Source organism: Sporolactobacillus terrae (genome assembly GCF_019930545.1).
GTDB classification, from domain to species: Bacteria; Bacillota; Bacilli; order Bacillales; family Sporolactobacillaceae; genus Sporolactobacillus; species Sporolactobacillus terrae.
This window is the reverse complement of record NZ_CP082837.1, coordinates 1077908-1101791: the sequence shown is the minus strand read 5'-3', so window position 1 is coordinate 1101791 and position 23884 is coordinate 1077908. Positions and strand designations below refer to the sequence as shown.

General features: G+C 44.9%; 18 protein-coding genes. 3 read left to right on the top strand and 15 right to left on the bottom strand.

The genetic code is table 11. From position 1 onward, the window contains the following. Positions 1–238 precede the first annotated feature (238 nt). The 5 genes from K7399_RS05025 to K7399_RS05005 all read right to left on the bottom strand — a co-directional run bounded on the left by K7399_RS05025 (position 239) and on the right by K7399_RS05005 (position 6081). Positions 239–892, bottom strand: coding sequence for an HAD family hydrolase (locus K7399_RS05025; protein WP_128166711.1), 654 nt, complete (start codon positions 890–892; stop codon positions 239–241). Between the two features lie 105 nt (positions 893–997). Further along, entirely contained in the window at positions 998–2110 is a 1113-nt protein-coding gene (menC, locus tag K7399_RS05020; protein ID WP_128166709.1) for an o-succinylbenzoate synthase, read from the bottom strand. After that, positions 2107–2946 carry a 2-succinyl-6-hydroxy-2,4-cyclohexadiene-1-carboxylate synthase gene (menH, locus tag K7399_RS05015; protein ID WP_128166708.1) on the bottom strand — a complete coding sequence of 280 codons (840 nt, stop codon included), beginning with the start codon at positions 2944–2946 and terminating at the stop codon, positions 2107–2109. The genes menC and menH overlap by 4 nt, the downstream gene beginning before the upstream one ends. Then, positions 2936–4678, bottom strand: a complete 1743-nt coding sequence (gene menD, locus K7399_RS05010; protein ID WP_128166707.1) for a 2-succinyl-5-enolpyruvyl-6-hydroxy-3-cyclohexene-1-carboxylic-acid synthase — start codon at positions 4676–4678, stop codon at positions 2936–2938. Before menD ends, menH begins: the two co-directional genes overlap by 11 nt. After that, a complete protein-coding gene (locus tag K7399_RS05005) occupies positions 4675–6081 on the bottom strand; it encodes an isochorismate synthase (RefSeq protein ID WP_128166705.1) in 1407 nt (468 codons plus the stop codon). The genes menD and K7399_RS05005 overlap by 4 nt, the downstream gene beginning before the upstream one ends. A 178-nt stretch (positions 6082–6259) precedes the next feature. Between K7399_RS05005 and K7399_RS05000 the strand changes: the two genes are divergently transcribed. Together K7399_RS05000 and K7399_RS04995 are read left to right on the top strand one after the other, a co-directional pair. Then, positions 6260–6946, top strand: coding sequence for a DUF1361 domain-containing protein (locus K7399_RS05000; protein WP_128166703.1), 687 nt, complete (start codon positions 6260–6262; stop codon positions 6944–6946). 163 nt (positions 6947–7109) lie between these two features. Then, a complete protein-coding gene (locus K7399_RS04995; protein ID WP_128166701.1) occupies positions 7110–8318 on the top strand; it encodes an EAL and HDOD domain-containing protein in 1209 nt (402 codons plus the stop codon). Between the two features lie 18 nt (positions 8319–8336). Here the strand turns inward: K7399_RS04995 and K7399_RS04990 are convergent, their stop codons facing one another. From K7399_RS04990 to K7399_RS04980, 3 genes are all read right to left on the bottom strand, one after another. After that, positions 8337–10169 carry an ABC transporter ATP-binding protein gene (locus K7399_RS04990; RefSeq protein WP_128166699.1) on the bottom strand — a complete coding sequence of 611 codons (1833 nt, stop codon included), beginning with the start codon at positions 10167–10169 and terminating at the stop codon, positions 8337–8339. Next, on the bottom strand, positions 10166–11902 hold the full coding sequence (locus tag K7399_RS04985) for an ABC transporter ATP-binding protein (protein ID WP_128166697.1): 1737 nt from the start codon (positions 11900–11902) through the stop codon (positions 10166–10168). The genes K7399_RS04990 and K7399_RS04985 overlap by 4 nt, the downstream gene beginning before the upstream one ends. Before the next feature lie 108 nt (positions 11903–12010). Further along, on the bottom strand, positions 12011–13672 hold the full coding sequence (locus tag K7399_RS04980) for a PucR family transcriptional regulator (protein ID WP_128166696.1): 1662 nt from the start codon (positions 13670–13672) through the stop codon (positions 12011–12013). A gap of 247 nt (positions 13673–13919) precedes the next feature. Between K7399_RS04980 and ald the strand changes: the two genes are divergently transcribed. Next, entirely contained in the window at positions 13920–15056 is a 1137-nt protein-coding gene (gene ald / locus K7399_RS04975) for an alanine dehydrogenase (protein ID WP_028975533.1), read from the top strand. A 414-nt stretch (positions 15057–15470) separates the two neighbouring features. Here ald and K7399_RS04970 read toward each other — a convergent pair whose 3' ends face one another. The 7 genes from K7399_RS04970 to K7399_RS04940 all read right to left on the bottom strand — a co-directional run bounded on the left by K7399_RS04970 (position 15471) and on the right by K7399_RS04940 (position 23541). Further along, positions 15471–17192, bottom strand: coding sequence for an ABC transporter ATP-binding protein (locus K7399_RS04970; RefSeq protein ID WP_028983081.1), 1722 nt, complete (start codon positions 17190–17192; stop codon positions 15471–15473). 25 nt (positions 17193–17217) lie between these two features. Continuing rightward, positions 17218–19140 (bottom strand): NAD(+) synthase, encoded by a 1923-nt coding sequence (locus tag K7399_RS04965; protein ID WP_037581241.1) that lies wholly within the window; start codon positions 19138–19140, stop codon positions 17218–17220. 175 nt (positions 19141–19315) lie between these two features. After that, positions 19316–20131: a serine hydrolase gene (locus K7399_RS04960; RefSeq protein ID WP_223362491.1), complete on the bottom strand. Its 816-nt coding sequence runs from the start codon at positions 20129–20131 to the stop codon at positions 19316–19318. Positions 20132–20172: 41 nt separating this feature from the next. Beyond that, entirely contained in the window at positions 20173–21069 is an 897-nt protein-coding gene (locus K7399_RS04955; RefSeq protein WP_128166694.1) for a C40 family peptidase, read from the bottom strand. Positions 21070–21082: 13 nt separating this feature from the next. Next, positions 21083–22165, bottom strand: coding sequence for a mandelate racemase/muconate lactonizing enzyme family protein (locus K7399_RS04950; protein WP_128166692.1), 1083 nt, complete (start codon positions 22163–22165; stop codon positions 21083–21085). Between the two features lie 46 nt (positions 22166–22211). Next, positions 22212–23129: a S66 peptidase family protein gene (locus K7399_RS04945; RefSeq protein WP_028983076.1), complete on the bottom strand. Its 918-nt coding sequence runs from the start codon at positions 23127–23129 to the stop codon at positions 22212–22214. 79 nt (positions 23130–23208) lie between these two features. Next, on the bottom strand, positions 23209–23541 hold the full coding sequence (locus K7399_RS04940; RefSeq protein ID WP_028983075.1) for a DUF3870 domain-containing protein: 333 nt from the start codon (positions 23539–23541) through the stop codon (positions 23209–23211). Between the last annotated feature and the right edge of the window lie 343 nt (positions 23542–23884).

The window sequence follows — 23884 nt, the reverse complement described above, 5'->3', positions numbered from 1 at the left end:
TTGTTCAATAGTATAGCATAACGAATGGATGTTCGCTATTTTTGCTGCCCGTGATGTTGGTTGGTTCATGAAGTGTGCTTAAAAATGAAAACGTCCCGCACTGCTCAATCTAGCGTGCGGAACGATACTCAACGAATCGTGTTCTATTTAATAAAACCGTAGTACATGGCCTCATGGCCGTTCACTGGATCAAGGCAGATTTTACACATTTCTCCTGGTGTCCTGATTTTATGGCCGGTCACTCAATTTCATTATTCAGCATAGCGATAAATTGCTCGACTTTTGTCCAATAGAATTCTGGTTTCGCCGGAAATTCACTGGACTGTGCCATTTCCAGCCATTGTACGGCAGCGGTATGAATGCCCGCGGCTTTACCGGCCAATGTATCCCCGTTCGCATCGCCAATATAGATGGATTCTTCCGGCAGCGCGTCAAATTTTTTGAGCGTCCGATTGATGCCTTCAGGATCCGGCTTTGCAACACTGACGTCGTCTCCGGTAATAATACTGTCGAACTTGCCGCCAAACCCGAGTTTCTTCTCGGAAATGAGATAAGACCTTCTTGCTTTCCCTGTAATTAAACCAATGTTGATGTTGCGCTCACGCAACAGATGCAACAGTTTGAAAATTTCCGGATTCTTTTCCACGTATGCGTCATGTTGCTTTTCGTAGATAACGAAGTAGAATTCAACAGCTTCGGCAACATCTGCCTGATTGGTGAGATTCATCGAAATCATCTTTTCTTCCGGCGGGCCAAACATCGCGATGACTTCGTCTGTTGTGACGGTTCTGCTGTCAAATCTTTTGAAAACTTTTTTCATTGCATGGACGGTGAGCGGAAGCGTATTTGCCAGCGTTCCGTCGAAATCAAAAAGTACATTGTGCAGTCGCATGAAAACATGCCTCCAAGTTCAAGTTTGCAAAACATCTAACTAAGACTAGTATCCTATCAAACGGAAACATTTGTCAAAGTGTTTTGAAGTCAACTGCTAAATAAGTCAACGATGGACAAAGGATTGAACGTCACACGTCAAATGGGCTAATGCGTCATGATCAATTGAAAAGCCTATGCCGGGACGATCCTTGGGAACGGAAATGACGCCATGATCGACTGTGATCTTTGGCGAAATAAGATCACACGTCCAATAGTGATCCGAGGCATAAAAATCGCCAGGTAATGTAAAACCGGGAAGTGTTGCAAGTGCCAGATTATGTGCTTTTGCAATGCCAAACTCAATCATCCCGCCGCACCAAAGCGGAATCGAATGTTGGAGGCAAAGCTTATGAATGCGTGCAGCCTGAGTCCAGCCGCCAACGCGGCCCATTTTTAAAGCAACAACTTTTGCACTTTGGAGCATGACGGCACTTGCAGCCGCAGCGTAAGAGCTAATGCTCTCATCAAGGCAGATCGGTGTTGCCAAATTTTTTTGCAGTATTGCGTGTTCCGATAGATCATTATAGGCCAGGGGCTGTTCGATCATCATTAGCCGGTATCGATCCAGTTTTTGAAGATGGTCTTTATCCCGAATGGTGTAGGCCGAATTTGCATCAGCCATGATGGGAAGATCAGGAAATGCTGTACGGATGCCTTCCAACAACGGTCGGTCATTTTCCCGTGATATTTTTATTTTATAACGCTTATAGCCTTTTTTCAGCAACGGCTCGATTTGACGGATCGCCTGTTCCGATGTGGCTGCGGTAATGACTGCACCAGCGTCTACTTCTGCTTTGCGCCCACCGAATAGTTTCCCAAGATAAGTGTTCATTTGTTTTGCATAGAGATCCCAAACCGCTTGGTCGAGCCCTGATTTGGCCATCCGATTGCCGCGCACCGCGGACCATCTTTGTTCTAACTCTTCTGGATGCTTTATCGGAACATGGAGCAGGATTGGGATCAAGAACTCGCGCAACACGTAGCGGCAGGTTTGAATCGTTTCTTCAGAATACCAGGGAGATGAAAAAGGATCGGCTTCGCCGTAGCCGATCCGGCCGTCAGTATCCATGACCTCCAGAATCAGTGCTTCACGCGTCGACACCTGTTGCAAATGCGTGGTGAAAGGCACCTTCAGCGGCGAAGCGACGAGGCGCATCGTTACCGAACGAATCTTCATGCCCTTCCCTCCTCTGATGATGCAGAAAATCGATGAATAAATGAAACCAATGCGTTTTTAAACGGGTCCGGTTTTTCTAAATGAACCGCATGTCCAGCATTCGGGACCATGTACCATTCTGCACACGGCAATGCTTGCTTCATTTCAGAAGCAAGGGTACAAAATTTGCGATCACGGGCTCCGGTGATCAAAAAGGTCGGTACATGCAAGGTTGTCAACTGAGTCCACCAAGACGGTTGAACCCCGGTCCCCATACCAATTAAACTGCAGGCCAGTCCATGTGCGCTGCTGGCCAATCTCTGATCGCGCAATGATGAGCGCACATTCTTCGGCAAGTCTTTTTGCGAGGCGAACAACGGAATATTTTCCCAATCGTTAACAAAAGACAAAAGGCCATACTTTTTGATCCGCTCTGCAAGATGAACATCTCGATCACGTCTTTTCTGTCGCTCCATCTCCGTCTTCAAGCCTGGCGAGGCACTCTCAAGGGTTAACGTTCGGACACGTTTTGGAAACATACACGAGAAACTAAGCGCGAGCCTGCCCCCCATTGAATAGCCGACGAGATGTACCGCATCAAGCTTCAGAACATCAAGCAGTGCCGCGAGATCTTTTGCCGCTTCGGTGATCGCGTATCTGTTTGGGCGTTCAGGACATTCGGTTAACCCATGCCCAATAATATCGACGGTGATCAGTCGAATCTTTTGCTCCGCTGCCTCTTTTTCAAGAAAATGCCATGTCGTCGAACTGCCTGTAAACCCATGAAGCAAAAGTACCGGCGTCCCTAAGCCGGTTTGTTCATAATGATAGTGAACGCCGCGCAAGTTAATCTTCAACGGAATTTGCCTCCTTAAAGCGTTTAACCAGGCGGGACCGTAATGCTTGATGTTTCTGCACATTATCTCGACGCTTTGTCGGCACCTCAAGGATTGTTATTCCCTCTTCTTTTATCGCTTTACGAAATGCTGCGTCAAACATCGGCCAATCAACAATCTTTGTATAGTGAGCGCCAAAAAGCATTGCTGCATGAGAAAAGTCGAGACCATGCGGTGTTCCGAACAGTGATTCAAAATACGTTTCTTCGGATGCTTGAGGTAAAAACGAGAAAATGCCGCCACCGTCATTATTAACCAATACAATGGTTAGGTTGGCATGGTTTTGTTTTGCCGCGAGTAATCCATTCATACTATGGAAAAAGCTAAGATCACCAATGACAAGAATCGCTCTCCCTTTTGACAAAGCGACACCGACTGCAGTTGAAACGACTCCATCGATTCCGTTCGCTCCCCGATTTGCAAACACATGAACCGGTGTTGAACGCTTGAACATAAACGTATCAAGTTCACGAATCGGCATGCTATTTCCGACAACAAGATCGGCTTGTTCCGGTAACTGTTCGCACAGTTTCAAAAACAGCTTTTCTTCACTGAGCATGGGTTCATCGCGAATCGATTGCAGGGTTGATCGAGCCAACGCGTTAATCGTTTGCCATAATCCTGCCCAAGCTGCATTGACATGTCGATTAATTTGAGAGCGCATGTGTTCACAAAAGTACTGCTCATCACAGTAAACCATATGTGTTGCTTTGCAGGCAGGATCTCTCCAGTCTGCCCCTGCATCGATCACCAGATTGGCACATTCCTGATCTTCCATCCACAGTTTAACGCTTTTGCTTACCGGCGGTGCACCAAAACGGATAATTAAATCCGGCTTGAAGCATGACGCAATTTCTCGACAGCGCAAAAACAGATCATAATTCTCAATGACTAATTTTTGTTCATGCGCGCCACGGCGAAGCTGCGATAACGGATCCGCAAGAATGGGAAAGCCAGCGTGACGGGCCAATGCAAGGATACTCGAACGCGCCTCGCGTGCCAATGCGCCGCATAGAATAATCCCGCGCTGAGCAGCGTTAATACGGGCGGCAAGTTCTTGAAGCTGATTTACAGTTAAAGACCGCGTGCCTTGAGTAACCGATGGTGCGGCCATGGCGTCATGCGCATTATCGAATTTATGAATCAATAGATTAGGAACAAGCGGTTCGCGAAGCGGAACATTAATATGTACCGGTCCTTGTGGCGTACGGATTGCACATGCGGCAGCACGACTGGCCAAGGCCTGGTTGTAATGAAGCAGACTTAAATCATGTTCCGACAATTCAAGCTGAAAGAATTGCTTGACATGTCTGCCGTACATCTCCGTTTGATCTATAGTCTGAGGTGCAGCGACATGCTGCAATTCATAGGGACGATCCGCTGTGATTACAATTAACGGTACACGTGCCAAAGATGCTTCAATAATCGCCGGATAATAATTTGCAGCTGCAGTTCCAGAGGTGCAGACCAAGGCAACCGGTTTAGCTGATGCCTTAGCAATACCAAGTGCCAAAAATGCAGCGGAGCGCTCATCGATATCCAAATGGGTGGTGAAATCCGGATGCGCATCAAAGAGCATGGAAAGCGGCGTTGAACGCGAACCTGGGCTGATGACAACGTGACGCACATCGTGTTCATAAAGAGTCTGAATGAATGATGACAAGTAGTTTGTGAGCAGATCTCGATGATTCATAGTGTCCCCCTCATCAATGCATGCTGCATCGGCTGAAACTTAACATCGGTTTCTTGATATTCCTGAATTGGATCTGAATCGGCCAGCACGCCGCAACCCGCAAACAAAACAGCTTCATTGCCGCGAAGCAGTGCAGCGCGTATACCGACATCAAATTCGCCATGATCGCCCGAATCAACCCAACCGATCGGAGAAGCGTAAAAACCGCGATCCATTGCTTCATGGGTACGAATCCAAGCCATAGCATCTTTTTTAGGCAACCCGCCAAGGGCTGGCGTGGGATGCAATCGAGCAACCAGATCAATTAACGATGTTGCTGACTTGCATCGTCCTTTAACCGGTGTATATAAATGTTGAATATTCTTGTTTTTCATCAGGACCGGTTGCTTGGGTATGGACAAGCTTGTACACAACGCATTTAAAGCGTCACGTACCGATTCAACCACATACTGATGCTCCTTAAGATTTTTGCCGTCATTTAACAGCCACTTGCCGAACTCATCATCCTCTTGCTGCGTTTTTCCACGTGCAGCCGAACCGGCCAGACAAGCGGATTCAATTGAACGTCCGCTTTTTTTGATCAGTCGCTCCGGCGTTGCGCCAATAAATGCTGCCGACCCCTTTTCCAGACAAAAAATACAGGTTCCCTTTTGCTGCTCGCTCAAGACACGCAGCAATGCATGGCGAGAAAGCTTCCTTTGATAGATTAAGCTTCGTGCACGTGCCAATACTATTTTTTTCATCGGCGTCTCTTGCAGCGTTTGCACTGCTTCAGCAACCAGCCGACACCATGTATCTTGATCTTGATCATTCTGGTCCAGAAGCTGCTGATCGTGCGTGTCCGGCTCTGCATGAAACACGTTGTTAAATAGTTCATGGGGCTGAGCTTCCAAAGCGCCCACCCGTTCAGCAACGTCATCATTCGGCCTGCACAAAATGGTGTGTGTGAGATAGCAGCGACCATGGTGAACCGTCAATAAAAACTCTGGAAGGATAAAATAAGCAGAGCCGAAATTCTGCCACATTTCCGCCCGTTCCTTCTTTGAATCAAAAGAAAATCCACCTAAAAAAATTGGTCCTGTACCGGCAACACGCTGCGTACCCAACGTATAGGCGTTACGAAAAAGTCGCGCTTGTGCTTGTCTAACCTGCACAGCGGCATCTTCTTGTTGGGTTGAGATCATGGCGGTGATCCCGGCGCCAACCAGCTGCAATTCTCCCGATGAGTCGCTCCAGTAACAACGCTGACCGCTGTATAATCTTCCCGCACGTTGATAAAAATCAAGCGGTAGAATCCGATTCAGTTCTTCTATTTTACTAACCACACAAGACTGATGCGATCGACGTGCATGATCAATCGCTGCATGGACTGTTTCTGATAAAGATGTAACATTTCCAATCAAATAAATCACCTGTTATCGTTTACAATGTGAACATATTATGTCTTTTTAAAGATAACTCTTCGCATTTAGATCTGTCAATTTGCAGGCGTTCGGCAGCTTGCTTTCATGAATCCTAAATCTTGTCCTTAATTAATATAATCCATGATGAGACGGTGACCATGGAAAGGATTAAGATGCTATGTTCTACAGAAGAAGGCACGCGCCGCATCCAATCGTATACTGCACTGCATGCTATGTTCTCATCAGCCTGCTTTTATTTATAATCACAAAACGCAGCGTCCATCTTGTCATTCTTTGGAACGTGTTTTTGGCCAATGTCCCTTTGCTTCTTGTTTTATTGATGTGTCTTGAAGATCAGCGGCGCGACAGCTTTCGGACGGGATTGCTCGGCGTTCTCTGGCTAATTTTTTTCCCGAATGCTCCCTATTTAGTCACTGACTTTATTCATTTACAGAACATTACTTTTTACACAACCGAAACGACAGATGTCTATACTACGAATTTTTGGTCATGGTTGGGACTGATTCAAATTGGCACTGCGGTTTTCATCGGTCTCTTTTCCGGTATGCTCTCGCTGTGGATTATTCATCACCGTTTTCTGAAACGGCTCATTTCGCCGCTTGCTGAACTTGCGTTGCTCATGATCTTTATCACAAGCGGTGCTGCCGTCTATATTGGACGCTTCTTAAGGCTTAACTCTTGGGATCTCTTTTACCCGGTGCATTTTATCACGCAAATCACCGGACATATTAACTCATTTTCGATTGCCTTTTCGCTGATGTCTGCCGGTGCTGTTGGTATTGGATATTGCGTTTTCTCAGTGCTGCTCATGACAGCGGCAAAAATCAGCCGTTTGCATCAATAAAGTGATTGCCGCTTATTGCGTGGTTAAGGTATTCCTTGTATCGGGTATTCTGCACAGAAAAACGTATAAAATTGAAACGGTTTAATCATTTTCCTTTACTTCTTTTCATTTCTGTCCGATAAAAAGTTAGTAAAATAATAACGATGTGACGCAGGATGATCTTATGGATATATATGTTGCACGACAACCAATTTTTGATCGAAAGATGAAACTGTATGGTTATGAACTTTTGTATCGAGAGAATCAGAATAATCAATTTAACGGGCTCAGTGACAAAAAAGCAACGGCCTCTCTTTTGTCTAACTCATTTCTCGTCCTTGGTTTTGATGAGTTGATCGAAGACACGCATGGGTTTATCAATTTCCCTGAAGAATTTCTGATTCAGCAGCTTCCCCGTCTGCTTCCGCAACAGAAAATTATCGTCGAGGTACTGGAGCGCGTGAATCCGAGCGAGAAGGTGATTGAGGCATGCCGCGCGTTAAAAAAGGACGGCTATATTTTGGCACTCGATGATTTTGTTTTTGATCGCAACGGATACGGACCGCTTATTGAACTTGCCGATATGATTAAAATTGAATTTTCAAGAGCTACAATAAAAGAGCAATTGTTGTTACTGCAAAAGTACCGAGGCAAAAAAATGTTTCTTGCCGAAAAAGTAGAAACCATGAATGATTACCGCTTAGCTCTTGCTATGGGATATGACCTCTTCCAAGGTTATTTTTTTAGCAAGCCGGTTATTGTAAATGCGAAAGAAATTGGTTACCAAGAAACATTGCTCGTTAGAATTCTCAAAGAACTGCATAAAAAAGAACCAGATTTGAATCAGCTCACCAATTTCATCAGTGCAGATATCGGGCTTGCTTATAAGCTGCTGCGCGCTGCCAATACGATCCAATACGGATCAAAATACCCTATCCATTCCATACGTCAAGCATTATCACGTATTGGTGCTAAAGAGATGATTCAATGGATTCATATCATGATGATCAAAGGCGCAGAACGCAGCGAGAATTCGGAACTCATCAAAAGATCGCTGATCCGCGGCAAACTGCTGGAGTTGCTTGCCTGCAGAAGCGGTTTGGTACAGAAAGGTTCCAACTTTTTCATCACCGGTATTTTTTCTTCATTGGACCAGATTCTTAATCAGCCGATGAAAAAAATTCTGGCAAAGCTGCCGCTGGATCAAGAAGTAAAAGATGCATTAATGGGGAAGCCAAACAAGATTCGCATTTTTTTAGATGCAATTGTTTCATTTGAAAAAGCGGACTGGCAAGCGTTCAGTGAATTTATCAGTAAAAGCAAATTCACGGACGAAGCATTTATGGAACTGTATTTAAAAGCGATTCACTGGCAACATTCCTTAAATGAATAAAAAAATCTCGTCGGCAACTCATGAAGAGAATTGATCTCGGTACAATGAGTAATAGTGCCCTTTTTTCTCTAAAAGCTGTTCATGAATGCCCTGTTCGGCAATGCGTCCGTTTTCAATTACTAAAATTTGATCCGCGTGACGAATTGTCGAAAGGCGGTGGGCAACGATAAAGCATGTTCGACCTTTGATCAACTGAGCCATTCCATTTTGAATGGCTTGTTCTGTTTGTGTATCGATGTGACTCGTCGCTTCATCCATAATTAAGATGGCAGGATTCGCCAGAAGGGCACGTGCAATGGTCATCAATTGTCTCTGCCCCTCACTCAAATTTCCACCATTTCCCTGTAGGATTGTATCGTATCCCTTTTCTGATTTTCGAATGAACGAATCGGCGTGGACAGCTGTGGCAGCACGAATCACTTCGTCTTTGGAAGCATCCAGCTTTCCATAGCGTAAGTTATCTACGAAACTGCCATGAAACAAAAACGTTTCTTGCAGCACCATTCCGAATAATCCGCGGTAATCAGAACGTCGATACCTTTTTATGTCAATGCCGTCCACCTGTACCGAACCGCTGCTCGGGTCATAAAACCGCGTTAACAAATTTACAAGGGTCGATTTTCCTGCACCGGTTGCTCCGACAAGTGCAATGACTTGGCCCGCATGGGCATGAAAGCTGATCTCTTTCAAAATTGGCTGATGCTTAACATAACCGAAGGAAACATTGCAGAACCGGACATCACCTTTACACTGATTGCGGTTAATCGAACGCGCATCCCATGGATCAGCCTCTTCCTCTTTTTGATCTAAAACAGCAAACACTCGCTCTGCACCAGCAACCGCTGACAGAAGTGTATTAAAAATACTGGCAATATCATTGAGCGGACGTGAGAATTGTCTTGAGTAAGCTAGAAAGCTGGCAACCATGCCGATTGTGATTCGATCGTTTGCAGCTAATAACCCACCAACCGTCGCTACAGCGGCAAACCCTAAGTTATTGATGACATTCATTAGCGGCATAAAAAAACCCGACCATATTTGCGCTTTTATCCCCACTCGGGTCAGCTGCTCATTCTGCTTGGAAAAACGTGCAATTTCCTGTTTTTCATGGCTGAATACTTTAATGACGGACATGCCGGAGATCGATTCTTCAATCTGACCATTTAATGCACCAAGTTCTTTTTGCTGTTTTATAAACAGCTTAGATGTACGTGAAGCAATTGTTTTTGTTAATAAAAGGACAAGTGGAACCATAATCAGACTGGTCAGAGTTAACTGAGGACTGATCCAGAGCATGATGAGCAGAGATCCGCTGATCATAATCAGATCATTCATCAGCTGCACCGTTGATTGTGAGAGCGTTGTGTCAATGTTTTCAATATCGTTGCTCAGACGGCTCATAATCTCTCCGTGACTATGGCGATCAAAGAAGGCAATCGGAAGCTTTTGCAGTTTCTTGAATAACTGTTCACGGAGATGCGACACCAAGCGTTGTCCTGCCGACGCCATCAGCCAACCTTGAAGGAAGGTCAGCACAGCATCACCCACGTAAAATGCGGCAAGGCTAATAAGTATGAAACAAAGCATTGAAAAATGGACATATTGCCTGCGAATACCGATTTGATTAATTGCCATCCCAATTAAATAAGGGACCAATAACGACACGACCGCATCGAGGAATACGAACAGAAAGACAACCAGGAGCACCCGTTTCTCTCTTGCAAAATAGCTTCCTAATCGGTGCAAGGTTGAACGCATTTGTTTTGGCTTTTCAACGGGGGCATAGCGGGCAGCCCCTCGCCTCGGATTGCTTCTGCCAGATCCCGGGCGCTCTCCACTGCGTTCATTCATTCTTCCGTCGCCTCCTTTTCCTCAAGTTGCTGTTCACATACGCTGTGATAGAATGAAGAGCAGGCCATCAACCTTTGATGATCGCCGACAGCCTCAATTCGTCCCTGGTTAAGTACAATGATCTGATCTGCGTCTTTTAATGTCGACGCTTTTTGAGAGATGAGAAGACAAGTCATCTGATTTTGCCCATTTTTAAGCCGGGAACGGATTGTTTTGTCCGTACGTGCATCCACGGCACTCGTTGCATCATCGAGAATGAGAAGATCCGGATTACGAATTAACGCACGCGCAATCGCGATGCGCTGTTTTTGTCCACCGGAAAGATTGACACCGGCTTGGCCGACTCGCGCATGATATCCGCCGGGAAGCTTGCGGATAAACGCATCCGCATCAGCAATTTCGGCAGCTTCTCGTACAGCTTTATCACTTGCCCCCTCGCTTCCCCAACGGATATTGTCGCTCACCGACCCGCTGAATAACAGTGAGTGCTGCGGAACAATAGCAATTTTTTTGCGTAAATCATCCTCACCAAATGTCGTGAGGTCTTGGCCATTAAATCGAATTGTCCCTTTGACCGGGTCATATAGGCGAAGAATGAGCCGTGTCAGCGTTGTTTTACCTGAAGCAACCGGCCCAATGATGCCCAGCGTCTCCCCACGATTGACTCGAAAGGTTAGATCATGCAGCACCGGCAATCCTTCTTGGTAAGCAAAGGTAACATGATCAAAAAGGAGTGTCCCCTGACATGGCGGTGCATCAGTCGGTTTTGATTGTGCAGTAAATCGTTTGGCCGGCGGAAGATTCATCACTTCTCCGATACGTTCTGAAGATGCCCGTGCACGAACCATCATCGTGAATGCATGATTGACCATCATAATCGCAAAAAGCAGCTGCGTCATATAATTAGTAAAAGCAATAATCGATCCTACTTCCATAGAGCCTTGATGAACCCCTATCGCACCAAACCAAAGAATGGCGATTATGCCGGCGTTTACCGTCAAATTGACTAAGGGACCAAAGAGGCTGCTGATTTTTGTAGCAGCAGCTGCTTTGTCGCTAAAGTCCTTATTGTATTTTCGAAAGTGTCTTTGTTCAAAATCAGAGCGATTAAACACCTTGATGACCCGTACACCCGCCAGGAAGTTCTGCATAGCGCGATTAACGGAGTCAAGTGCAGTCTGCACTTTGTGAAAATAAGGATACGTGATCTTCATGTTTAGAAAAATGATCGCAGCAATAATCGGCGCGATGCCGAGCAGCACCAATGATAACCGCGCGTTTAAATGAATAGCCATCATTAAGCTTCCGATACCAACAAGTGGCGCTTTAACCATGATCCGCATCAACCCATTCACAAACGTCTGAATGCGTGTCACATCGTTCGTTAGCCGAGTAATCAATGACGCATTACCGATTTGATCGACTTGTTGCTGTGAAAGACTTTGTATTTTTATGTATAGATCCTGTCGTAAATCTTGAGCAAATCGCTGAGATATGATTCCTGAGAGCAGATTCCGGAAACTCGCGCAAATCGCTCCCATTGCTGTAATCGCCAACATGAGAAAGCCCAAACGCTCGATAACATTCATATTTCTTAAAGCAACGCCTTGATCTACAATGCGAGACATAAGCGCCGGTTGTAACAGATCGGCAAGCGCTTCTCCTGATAAAAAGAATAGCGCCAGCAAAAATCTGATTCTATAGTTCGTCCAATAGACACGTAAATAGCCCATAAGACCCCTTCCTTCATAGTAACGCTCTAGTGTTTATATGCTGCTGCTTGTCTGCCCGATGTCCGGCTGCAGGTCCGCGCTTGCCATGACGCGCAGCCCATTTTTCATTTATTGATCTGCATGATAGGATTCGATGAGCGGATAGCCGAGCATAGCCATTTCCAAACAATGACGCCGCTGCGGCTGAAAATAATCTTCTCCGAGAATATCGCTGATTTTGTCCAATCGATTGTATAAGGTTTGTCGATGAATAAACAGGCGTTTGGCGGTCTCCCCTTTTGAACCCATACATTTGAAATACATTGCTAACGTGTCAATGAGATGGAGATGATGTTTATTTTCATAAGCAATCAGATCGCCCAGCTGATCCTGAACGAAATCGCTGAGAATCGGATAGGGTACCGCGTGTAACAGTTGATACACGCCGATACTTGCATAGTAATGATTCTGTTTCATCGCTGGAACCGTTTGTGAAAGTTCGATCACTTGAAAAGCTTCTTTAAAGCTCATCCAAGCATCAAGAAGCATTGTTCTAGATTTGCCAAAGCCAATATGAAAATGGAAATGAGGCCATGCTTGATTGATGTATTTATTCAAACCGTCGATTAATCCTTGAATTTTGTGGTACAGACTTGATTCCGAATCTTTTCCAATGCGTGCTTTGGCACACAGTAAGTAGATTTGATTGTTTTTCATCATCAACACATGGTGCATTCGATCTCGTTTCAAAAGCGAACGAATCAATACTAAAACATCTTGATTGCGCGATTCCATGCGTTCGGGTCCTGCTTCAATAACATTATGCTCAAATTCAATGATTCCGCCAACAAAAATATACTTTTCACCATTTGGCGACGGCAGTCCCATACGCATCTGCGCCTGTTCTTCACTGTCAATGCTGCGATTGAGAATATCCTGAATCAACTCATTCTGATTGCTGAGAATTTTCTCCTCAAGAAACTGTGTGCGAAGCAAAACAGTCGCTACAGCCTTGGATGTATAGTCCACTAATAATTTCATATATTCAGTAGGATGTGCTTGGTGCAAAAGCATGCCGACATAGGAAAAAACCTGACCGAAACAGACGACCGGCTGAATGAGAACGTAGCGATGTTCATCCATTTTCCACAGCTCCATTTCCTGGATCTGATCAGAGTGCTTCATCTGTTGATTACAAAATGTATTGATCGCTTCACGCATCTCCTCAGGCAAAGGCGGAAAATAAGTGTTGGCTTCAATGCGAGACAAATACAAAATCTGATGTTCGGAATAGTTTTGCAGCAAACGCAGAATGGCAGGAATATCTGTACTCTGCAGGATGAGCTGTTGTTGTTGCTGAGAGAATTGCTCCAATTTTTTCAGCAGTCCGAAATGTTGGTTAATGATGTGTGCATGAATGTCTTGGGTGATTTCTTCAAAACGAACCGGCTGGCGGAACAGAATTAACGGAAAATCATACGAATCGCACAGATCAATGATTTGATCGGGTATTTCATCAACGGTCGTACCGAATTCAATGCATAATCCTGCAGTTTGGTGCTCAATGATCTGTCGCATGTACTCGAGTCCCGATTTTGCGGACCGCTTCAACCAAAGTCCAGTTGTCAGAATCAGGTCATTTTTGCTGACATAAGGAGCTGCATGAATGATTTCTAGAATATGTACCCAGCGTACCTCACGATAAATTCCTTGTGCACCGGCAAGTACAATTGCACGTTGAAATAGTGGACGGTTAAGTACATCATGAACACAAAACGGCATTTCATCCATGTATGAATACCTCCAAAGATTGCCTATAAGCGGCTGTGTGTTGTCATATTATCTAACAGGTACATCAAATGTCAAGTAAATTGCCAAAACTGTAGACAAAACGTACGATGAAAAACTGTTTCATTGTTTGTAAGATTCTAATTAAAGGATAACACATACTGAATCGATTCAAGCAGACGAAAGGCAGGAAATCGAAGTATCTGTTATTCAATGAGCTATCAAAAAAATAACTGGGAGGCTTTAATCAATGATTATCGGTATTCCAAAAGAATTGAAGAACAACGAACGTCGTGTGGCGATCACTCCTGCAGGCACGTATCACTTGGTGCAAGAAGGTAATAGTGTCTATGTCGAAACAAACGCAGGCGCAGGTGCAGGATTTTCCGATCAACAGTATGAAGAAGCAGGTGCAGTGATTACCTCGGCTGAAAAAGCATGGTCTGCCGATATGGTGATTAAGGTTAAAGAACCAGAACCGGAAGAATACCACTTCTTCCATGAAGGACTGATTCTGTTCACCTACCTGCATCTTGCCCCAGCCGTTGGTGCTGAGTTGACGAAGGCACTCGTCTCAAACAAAGTTGTTTCAATCGCTTATGAAACGGTTCAGCGTGCAGACCGAGTACTCCCGTTGCTTCAGCCTATGAGTGAAGTGGCCGGAAGAATGGCGGTTCAAATTGGTGCACAATATCTTGAAAAATTCAGTGACGAAGCAGGAAAAGGAATTCTTCTTGGCGGCGTCCCAGGTGTCTCCCGCGGTAAAGTGGCAGTCATTGGCGGCGGAATTGTCGGCACGAATGCTGCAAAAATTGCTGTTGGTCTCGGAGCTGATGTTACAATTCTTGACATCAGTGCAGATCGTTTGCGTGAACTTGACGACATCTTCGGCAATTCGTTGAATACCTTGATGTCAAATCCATACAACATCGCAGAAGCAGTTAAAGAAGCGGACCTTGTTGTCGGATGTGTTCTGATTCCGGGCGCGAAAGCACCGAAACTGGTCACTGAAGAAATGGTGGCAACAATGAAAGACAACTCAGTAATTGTCGATGTTGCAATCGACCAAGGCGGTATTGTCGAGACATCGGATCACAGTACAACGCATGATGATCCAACCTATGTAAAACACGGTGTCATTCATTATGCAGTTGCCAATATGCCGGGTGCTGTACCGAATACATCTACCTTGGCTCTGACAAACGTAACGATTCCTTATGCAGCAAAAATTGCGAGCAAAGGTTATATCCAAGCTTGTCTTGAAGATGAAGCCCTACTAAAAGGTTTGAACACGTTGGACGGTTACGTGACCTTCAAAGCAGTCGCCGATGCACATGGCTTCGACTACAAGTGTGCGAAAGATCTGCTGCAAGCAGCTAAGGTCTGATCGTCCAAGTAAGAATGATGTCATTTTATTAACTAGGAAACAGCGGCTCTTGTATGAATGATCTACACCCTGCGTGTTAGGAAGCAGGGTGCTTTTTTTCTGCAAATAAATTGCAGTGCTTAATATTTTTTATCGCACTAGAAAACGGATTCATCCCAGCAACATTCATTTAGTTTACATAATCAATTTTATGTTATTTTTTTGCAGAACGTTTTTCAGCCATCCGCTCTTTTAGTGTTCTCGAACGATTGAAGTTCTTTTTTCCAGTCAATGCCCGCTTCAACAAAAAGAAAGCTATCCGGACATTTCTTTCATCAATGAATAAGCAAAAAAGTGTACCGGAAACCCATTTACCGGTACACAGACGATACTTATTCTTCTATTTAATGGGCATTTGCACTTACTCGCGGTCACTCACCTTGTCAAAGCAAACTGCGATTCATAGAGCCGGCTATAGACACCGCCGCTCTTGATCAGTTGTTCATGAGTCCCCTGCTCGCTAATTCCATTCTCAGTCACAACGACAATTCGATCTGCATGCTTTATCGTGGCTAAACGATGGGCGATGATCAGCGTTGTACGCCCTTCCGATAACTTCTCAAGCGCTTGTTGGATTGCCGTCTCAGTCTCTGTGTCAAGTGCAGAGGTTGCTTCATCCAGAATGAGAATCGACGGATCTTTCAAGAACATCCGCGCAATGGATAAACGCTGTTTCTGTCCCCCGGACAGCTTGACACCACGTTCGCCGACTACCGTATCCAATCCATCCGGCATGTTGGCGACGGTTGCTTCGAGTCGAGCGAGACGTAAGACTCGCCAAATCTCTTCGTCGCTCGCATTCAATTTTCCATAAGCAACATTCTCGCGAAGTGTCCCTGAGAAGAGAAAAACATCTTGCTGTACCAAGCCAATATGATGACGTAATGAAGAAAGTTTGAACGCACGGATATCGATCCCATCAATTAAAATCCGTCCTTCATTAACATCATAAAAGCGTGGCAGCAAACTGCACAACGTCGTTTTTCCCGCTCCGGTTGGCCCAACAAAAGCAACGGTCTCTCCTGGCTTTATTTGTAAATTGATGTGGCTCAGTACCTGTTTCTTCCCTTCATAAGCAAAGCTGACATCCTGGTAATCAATCCGGCCTTGAATGGTCGTCACATTAACCGCATTCGGTTGGTCGACAATTTCTGGAGCCTGATCTTTTAATGCTAAGAATCGTTTAAACCCAGCGATCCCTTTCGGATAAAGTTCAATAATGGCATTAAACTTTTCAATGGGTTGAACAAAAATATTCGCTAAGAGTAAAAATGCGACAAATTGTCCGCTGCTTAATTCACCATGGATCACAAACCAGGAACCGCTGATTAAAGTAAACAAAGTAATCAAGCGCATAAAAAAATAGTTTGTCGTCACACTTGTTGCCATAATTTTGTACGAGAACAACTTTGCTTTTCGGTACAATTTGTTGTTTTCTTTAAAAAGCTTTTTTTCATGGTTTTCGTTTGAAAAGGCCTGAACAACTCGGATACCGCCAACCGCATTTTCAACGTTGGCATTGAAAACAGCGATATCTTGATAAATTTTATCTGTTGCATGCGTCATTTTCACATTAAACAGAGTAATAAAAACACCAAGGATCGGAACGAGTAGAAAGGTAATCCAGGCGAGTTTCCAATTGATTGAAAGCATCAAGGCGAAGGAACCGAATAGCGACATTAATGCAATGAAAAGATCCTCCGGACCATGATGGGCGGTTTCGCCGATATCAAATAGATCGGTGGTCAGCCGTGACATCATGTGTCCGGTTTTATGATTATCAAAGAAATGAAAAGACTGACGCTGTATATGTTCAAACAGTTCCTGGCGGATATCGGTTTCAATACTGATTCCAAGCATATGGCCCCAATACGTGACAATATAATGCAGAATGGTATTTAGAATATAAAAAACGAGCAATCCTGCTGATGCGAGCACGATAATCGACCAATCGCGTCCGGGCAGCAGCCGATCAATCACTTGATTAACCGCCACCGGGAAGACCAGCTCCAGCAGTGCAAGCAAAACGGCACAGGAAAAATCAAGGAAAAATAATTTCTTGTATGGTTTGTAATATGAGAAAAAGCGTTTCATCATGCGCACGCCTCGCCTTCCTATTAAGTTAGATTTCCTTCATCCAGATCGAGCGGCTGGCATCCGAAGGCATCCGCCAGTCACCGCGCGGAGACAGACTGACCGTGCCCACTTTCGGTCCGTCGGGAATGGCGGAACGTTTAAACTGCATCGCGAAGAATCGGCGAATGAAAATCTGTAGCCATTTACGAATCGTCTCTTCATCATAGCAGTCGGCAAATGCCTTCGTTGCGAGATAAAAAATTTTAACAGGCGGATAAGCAGCGCGTACAAAATAATAGAGGAAGAAATCATGCAGCTCGTAAGGCCCAACAATATCTTCCGTTTTCTGTGCAATTTTTCCTTTAACATCTTTAGGAAGCAATTCGGGCGTTACCGGTGTGTCGAGTACATCAAGCAGTATGGAACGAATCTCCGCTCCCGTCTCTTCTTCAGCAACATAGTTGACAAGATAGCGAACCAACGTCTTGGGAACAGAGCAATTGACTGCATACATGGACATGTGATCGCCATTATAAGTGCTCCATCCCAGTGCCATTTCCGACAAATCGCCGGTCCCGATCACAAGACCACCTTCCTTGTTGGCAATGTCCATTAGAATCTGTGTCCGTTCTCGCGCTTGAACATTCTCATAGGTCACATCATGAACATCCGGATCATGTCCAATATCTTTGAAATGCTGCAAACACGCAGCCACGATATTGACTTCGCGAAAATCTGTTTCAAGTTTTTTGCAAAGTGAAACCGCATTTTGATAGGTCCGGTCTGTTGTTCCGAATCCGGGTAATGTGATGGTAATGATGTCTTTTCGTGAATAGCCAAGCAATGCAAAGGTTTTCGTAATAACTAGCAAAGCAAGCGTCGAATCAAGCCCTCCGGAAATACCGATGACCGCTTTTTTTAAGCCTGTATGCTGCATTCGTTTTGCGAGCGCTGTTGCTTGTATATTAAAAATTTCGCTGCATCGCTGCTCGCGTTGTTTTGCATTTTCAGGAACAAATGGATGCTTGTCAACAAATCGATCAAACATACCAAAATTGTTAGTCTTAAATGAAAAGGATACGGTTCTGGAAGTCCAAGGTAAGGTCGTTGCCGCTTCACGAAAGCTGATGTTTTTGATGCGCTGCAGGTTCAACCGGTCTAGGTCGATCAACGCACTGACGACTTCATTGTCTCTTTGAAACCGTTTGTTTTTTTGCAGCATATTACCGTTTTCAGCGATCAGCAATTCACCGCCGAATACAACATCTGTCGTCGATTCGCCGGTACCGGCTCCGGCATATACATAGGATGCCATGCATTTTGCACTTTGTGCCGATACAAGCGACTGGCGATAATCTGACTTGCTGACCACTTCATTTGAAGCGGACAGGTTGCCAATAATCTGGGCACCTTGTAAGCTAAGAAAACTGCTCGGAGGGACAACGCTCCACAAATCTTCGCAAATCTCGAATCCAAATTGCACAGCACCGCTTTCGAAGCGCAAATCAACGCCAAATGGGATATCTGTTTGAAACGGCAAATTGATTGTCTGATTTCTAATGTCTTTACCTGAGGTGAACCAGCGTTGTTCGTAAAATTCTTCATAATTGGGTATGTAACTTTTCGGCACAATACCCAGTATCTTTCCGTCGAACAGAAGATACGCACAGTTATAGACAGAGGTTTGCGTGTGAAGCGGGGCACCAACAGCAATCAAGATGTCCTTGCCCTTGCTGTAGGTGAGCAGTGCTTCAATCCCGCGTTCCGACTCATCAAGCAGCTGTTTCTGCAGAAACAAATCGGAACAGGTATAAGCAGTAACACATAATTCTGGAAAAACAACAAGTTTTGCTTGCTGATTTAGCGCTTCAGTAATACATTTTTTTATATTCTCTATATTAACAGGAATATCTGCGACGCGTGTCACCGGACATGCTGCCGCAACACGGATAAAGTTCATTGCCTCCATTGTATTCACTACCTCCGAATTTCAATTCATCACAGTTCTATCATACCCTGAACGCTGAAACTGTACAAAAAGCCCCTCATTTTTCAGAGAGGCTGATCATCAAAGTCCATGCTTTTTAAACAGTTATTTTCATTTTATAGTGACTTCCAAAGTTTGTCAATAAAAGGAATAGGGTTCATTCCAGCGACTCGGTTTGTGCCTGTGCGACGTTGATCAGGTAGTTCTGCACATGCATACCGATGTTTTGTATGGCAAACAAGGCCGCCTGACGGTTTAAAAAGCCGCTTGTCATGACCGTAACTGCCATTGAATGCTTTTGATAAACAAAAAATCCGGCATCATGGTCAATTGCTTCCATCTCACCCGTCTTGTTGTAAACGGCAACCGGCTGATCTTTCTCATCGAACAACCCCGGCAATTTATATCTGAATTGTTGTTTTAACAGCCATGATTGCGCTTCTTTTGGAAGAGCACCGCTTCCAATAAATAGTTGCTGAATCATTCTATTCGCATCGCGCGCACTGATCCAGTTCGTCTGCCCTTCTTTTTGGGCGGCCTCATCCATCAATTTGCGTTCAATCTTGGTTTCCAGAAATCCTTGATCCCTTACCCATTTCTGCAGATTACTGATCCCAAAAAAGTCGATCATTAAATTCGTTGCCGTATTATCGGATACGTTGATCATTAGCGCCAAAAGATCGCTCAATTTCCATTCTCTTGATGAGAGAATTTGAAGGACGCCGGAGCCGCCGACAATCTGCTGGTCATCAAAGCGGACAACGTGTTCGAACAGCTTTTTATAACGATCACTTTCTTTAAATGCGTATAGCAGAATCGGCAATTTGATCAGACTTGCGGACACCATTGGCATGCCGGCTTGATACGTAAATGAAAAGCCATCGGAACCCTCGGCAGCAACTGAAATCTGATCCTCGTGCAGGCGCACAATTTTCATAAGATCCTTATGTAATTGATCGTTCAATACAACCAATGACGTGTCCCCCTTTCAGTGCTTCTGGACGCGAACTTGATTTACTCGTTCCAATATCTGCGAACGGCACATATTTCCCGTTCATATTTCGTTCCTTTTAATTCCGTAATGCTGAGGATTGCGCCAGGTGTTGGCGAATGGATCATTCTTCCGTTGCCATAATAGATGCCCACATGATGAACAGCACCCTTTCCATTCTCATAGGCAAAAAAAAGCAGGTCCCCAGGCAAGGCGGCTTCAATCGGTATAGCGCTCCCGCAAACAGCTTGATCATCGGCATCACGCGGAATAAGGTAACCGCCTGCACGCAAAAGTGTATAGCTGAAACCTGAGCAATCAAATCCATAAGCGCTCATTCCTGCCCATAGGTAGGGAAGTTCCAGAAAACGAACAGCATTATTGACGATCTCTTCACCGCTTTGCCGATGTTGCTGATCCGGCATGAGCACATCTTGCTTCTGTATCAGCCCGGGTCCAATCGGGCTATCCACTTTAACAACAGACTCTGAATCATCGATTAGCGGTAAAAAAACAGAAAAGCTTAAATCAAACCTTTTCTCTTGGATCAGAGCATAAAAAGAGGCGGACTTGCTTTGAACCATAATCTTCTTTTTATTTTCTGTCATCTCTGAACTCACGGACTGATTCAGCGGCATCCAGCCAGGGTAGCCACGTTGATCCTTAAATGTGGCTTGACTTGGGATGCACACATTCGCCCAGGTCCCCTTCACCGACTCAATGATGATCTCTTCACCAAATAAGACTTGAGTCTGAATTCTCTTTTCACGGCAAAGCGCAATCGTCTCATCGCGACTCATTTGATCCAACCATTCCGTCATATCCGGATCTTCTCGAAATGCTGGTTGGTCAATCGATCGGATCGATTCGGGAGTGGACCAGATCGTTGCAACCGGAACTGCTGTTCTTCTCTTTTTCATGCAACTTCCTCCATCAGTTGGTTTGAACACTGCTGATTCCGAGTCCGGGATGGTCTGGAAGCAAAATACAATTTTGCTTATATTCAACGCCGCCGGCAACTGGATTTTCAGCGAACATCAGCGGGGTATCCAAATCGCAGCGCGTAACGTTGACTTTTGCAGCTGCAAAATGGCATGCGGCGGAAATCGCAACGTTGGATTCCACCATGCAGCCGATCATACATTCGACTCCATAAGCTTCGGCAAGTGTGTTAATTTTCTCTGCTCCGGTGATACCGCTTGCCTTCATTAACTTAATATTAACAATGTCGCAGCCGTGCATTGCCAATAAGCGTGCACAATCGGTGGGACTGAAGATACTTTCATCAGCCATGATCAATGTATCCACATGCTCCGTAACGAACTTCATTCCCTCAAAATCAGCGGCGGGTACGGGCTGCTCAACCAGTTCAATGGCTAAACCCATATCTTCCATATGGTGAATGGCGGCCACTGCTTCTTTTGCATTCCAGCCTTGATTCGCATCGAGTCTTAATTTTATTTGATCACCAACTGCTTGCCGCAAAGCTTTGACGCGTTCAAGATCCTCTGCAATTGTCGCGTCACCAACTTTTATTTTTAGTGTTTTAAACCCTTCTTCTACATAATCTAGGGCATCCTGTACCATCTCATTAACAGGGTTCACACTGACTGTAAAGTCCGTTTCGAGCCGGTTGCTGTTGCCACCTAACAGCTGGTAAAGCGGAAGCCCTGCTCTTTTAGCAAGACAATCGTAGACGGCGATATCGAGCGCTGCCTTGGCGCTAGTATTGTGTATCATTGCTTGGCTAATCACGCGGTTGATTCTTTCTTTTTGTTCAATCGACATGCCGATAATAAGTGGACCGATTACGTGCTTTACCGCATAATCGATACTTGCCAAACTATCGCCGCTGATCACATGTGTTGGAGGGGCTTCGCCGAATCCCACTGTCCCATCGTCACAGAAAATCATTACGATAATGCTTTCTGCAGTATTCACTGTACGCAGTGCTGTTTTAAAAGGTTTAATGAGCGGGATTGACAGTTTCTTCGTTTGTATATCAATGATTTTCACACGTTTCATCCTTTCACGTGACACTTCCAACCGTTTCCGTTCGTGCTTACATAACGCCAGGCTGAATCCATAATTGTTTTCTGTCCGCATCAAGAAGCGCATCGACACCGAGCGGTACGGAGAAATTCGGCGCGCAGTGGCCGATCAAGAACCCACTGACAGCCGGTTTTCCTAATCCGCCTAAGTAGGTATGAAAAACCTCCTGATAGGTCAAGCTGTCCGGATCATCCGAAATTTTTTGATGAAAATCGCCGATGACAAAACCTGCCGCTTGGTTTAGTTTTCCGGACAAACGGAGCTGATTCAGCATACTGTCTACCCGATAAGGCGCTTCGCCGATATCCTCAATGAGCAATAAATTGCCCTTAGTATCGATTTCAAAAGGCGTTCCTAGTGAACTCACGAGCAGCGATAAATTTCCGCCGACCAGTTTTCCTTCGCTGCTGCCTGCACTGATGCACGCTAGCGGGGATAAATGCTCATCGTAGCGAAGCGACATCGGCTGAAAAAGCTGGGAAAATAACTGTTTTGAAAGCAAAGGCGCATCAGGATCGCCCAAGTCAGACGCAAGCATTGGACCATGAAAGGTCACTAATCCTGTTTTTTGTCGAATGGCTGTATGTAGGTAAGTAATATCGCTGTACCCCCAAAACACCTTTGGATGGCTTCGCACCAATTCATAGTCGATACGTTCGGCAAAACGTGCACAACCGTACCCCCCTCGGGAACAGATAATTGCCCGAACCGAATCATCTGCAAACATCGTGTGAAAATCGTCAAGCCGCTCATCATCAGAACCAGCAAGATAGCCATATTTTTTCGTGCTTCCGGTACCTAAACGGACATGAAATCCGAGTTGCTTAAGCCATTCAGTCCCTACGCTCAAACGTTCTCTATTCGGTGATCCAGCTGGACTGATTACACCAATTGTATCGCCTTCAAATAAACGACTTGGAATGATCATGTGTACACCCCTTTCAAAAGATAGTGATAAAAAACAAAATCCAGTCCCACTAATTGGGTGAACTGGATTTTGTCTAGGCTTATTTAGACAAAGCAACGTCGCTTTGATACTGTTTGAATTTCTTAAGCGCATCACCAAAAGCAACGATCAGTGCTTTTTGCGATGAGCCAAAATAGCGTTTCTGAATCTCATTGAGAACATTCGGATCGTCCATGAAACGCCCCATTAGCAAGGAGCGTACAAATCGTGACGTCAGTTTAATGGTTGCGGAACAATCTGCATCAATAATTCTTCCATTAGTCGGATCAACAACGAGTCCGATAAAGAACTGACTGTACTGAAAAGTAATCGGGTTCTTCTGGGAGGATTTTGCATCACCGATCAAATATATCGTATCTCCAGGGTATGTCATAAAAAAGTCCTTCCGCAATAGGATTCAGCTAATTGAAGCGGCCGACAAGCGGTTACTTTCGGATTCTTCAATTAAGAAAGCTTAAGGAACAGTTCAAGTATATTCGTCAAAAGATACTTTGTCAATATTTAAAAAATTCAAGAATAGTTCTTTCCTTTACCTGCAAATGGTTTCAAAACTCTGTTCTGTCTGCATGAATCACTCAAGCCGGTGGAACACTACTCCCATCTAGGCAAAATAGGTCAATACCTGTAAGAGCGATTGGAGCTTAACGATGAAGAGAAGACGAGCCAATGCAGAATTAAACTTTTGGGGACAAACCGTACTCTGTCACAAAACGCCT

What these genes read in the sequence shown, in the direction of transcription:
- K7399_RS05000 (WP_128166703.1), top strand. Translation starts at nt 6,260, where the DNA reads ATGTTCTACAGAAGAAGGCACGCGCCGCATCCAATCGTATACTGCACT.
- K7399_RS04955 (WP_128166694.1), bottom strand. Translation starts at nt 21,069, where the DNA reads ATGAAAAAGAGAAGAACAGCAGTTCCGGTTGCAACGATCTGGTCCACT.
- K7399_RS04995 (WP_128166701.1), top strand. Translation starts at nt 7,110, where the DNA reads ATGGATATATATGTTGCACGACAACCAATTTTTGATCGAAAGATGAAA.
- K7399_RS04970 (WP_028983081.1), bottom strand. Translation starts at nt 17,192, where the DNA reads ATGATGAAACGCTTTTTCTCATATTACAAACCATACAAGAAATTATTT.
- K7399_RS04940 (WP_028983075.1), bottom strand. Translation starts at nt 23,541, where the DNA reads ATGACATACCCTGGAGATACGATATATTTGATCGGTGATGCAAAATCC.
- K7399_RS04985 (WP_128166697.1), bottom strand. Translation starts at nt 11,902, where the DNA reads ATGGGCTATTTACGTGTCTATTGGACGAACTATAGAATCAGATTTTTG.
- menC (WP_128166709.1), bottom strand. Translation starts at nt 2,110, where the DNA reads ATGAAGATTCGTTCGGTAACGATGCGCCTCGTCGCTTCGCCGCTGAAG.
- ald (WP_028975533.1), top strand. Translation starts at nt 13,920, where the DNA reads ATGATTATCGGTATTCCAAAAGAATTGAAGAACAACGAACGTCGTGTG.
- menD (WP_128166707.1), bottom strand. Translation starts at nt 4,678, where the DNA reads ATGAATCATCGAGATCTGCTCACAAACTACTTGTCATCATTCATTCAG.
- K7399_RS05025 (WP_128166711.1), bottom strand. Translation starts at nt 892, where the DNA reads ATGCGACTGCACAATGTACTTTTTGATTTCGACGGAACGCTGGCAAAT.
- K7399_RS04980 (WP_128166696.1), bottom strand. Translation starts at nt 13,672, where the DNA reads ATGGATGAAATGCCGTTTTGTGTTCATGATGTACTTAACCGTCCACTA.
- K7399_RS04965 (WP_037581241.1), bottom strand. Translation starts at nt 19,140, where the DNA reads ATGGAGGCAATGAACTTTATCCGTGTTGCGGCAGCATGTCCGGTGACA.
- K7399_RS04945 (WP_028983076.1), bottom strand. Translation starts at nt 23,129, where the DNA reads ATGATCATTCCAAGTCGTTTATTTGAAGGCGATACAATTGGTGTAATC.
- K7399_RS04990 (WP_128166699.1), bottom strand. Translation starts at nt 10,169, where the DNA reads ATGAATGAACGCAGTGGAGAGCGCCCGGGATCTGGCAGAAGCAATCCG.